The sequence below is a fragment of the Mesorhizobium sp. M7A.F.Ca.US.005.03.2.1 genome, from assembly GCF_003997795.1.
Lineage (GTDB): Bacteria > Pseudomonadota > Alphaproteobacteria > Rhizobiales > Rhizobiaceae > Mesorhizobium > Mesorhizobium ciceri.
In genome coordinates this window covers 1-568 of record NZ_RZRP01001541.1, presented here as the reverse complement: position 1 = coordinate 568, position 568 = coordinate 1, and the positions used below count along the sequence as shown (strand labels likewise).

The window sequence follows — 568 nt, the reverse complement described above, 5'->3', positions numbered from 1 at the left end:
GTCCCACGGCCTCCATCTTCTGCGCCTGGCGCAGGTGCTCTTCTGCTCGGACGCGTTCGGCAACTTCCTCAGCCACACGCTGCTCAAGAGTGGCGTTGAGCGTCTGCAGCGCTTTGAACAGTCGGGAGTTGTCGATTGCCGTGGCGGCATGACCGGCCAGCCCCAGCAAGGCTGTCTCATGCTCTGCGGCAAAGACACCGCAACCGGAATGTCCGAAGAACAGCCCACCCAGCACTTCGCCCGATCGCGAAATGACCGGCACGGCAAGATAGGATCGCACGGGAAGATGGCCTTCCGGCATTCCCTTCCTCGGCGGATTTTTTCCATAGCGCACATCCATGAGGATATCATCGGAACGCACCACGCCCGTCCCGCGAAAAGTAGGCTCGAAGACGCCCGTGTTGCGTGGCATGGGAAAATTTTCGAAAGCGGAGCGTGGCGCTCCCGACAGGGCGTAGAGCACATAGCTGTCCCCCGTGTCATCGAGGACATTGTAGAAAAAAGCTCCGAATTGCGCGCCTGACAGCGCGACGCCAGCGTCGGTGACAATCTGGACAATGCGCTCCAC

Annotated in this window: 1 protein-coding gene; it reads right to left on the bottom strand. The window is 60.4% G+C overall.

Annotated elements, in window-relative coordinates:
- Nucleotides 1-568, bottom strand: a 568-nt coding sequence (locus EN991_RS39005; protein ID WP_127370673.1) for a GAF domain-containing protein, incomplete at both ends; no start/stop codon positions are given.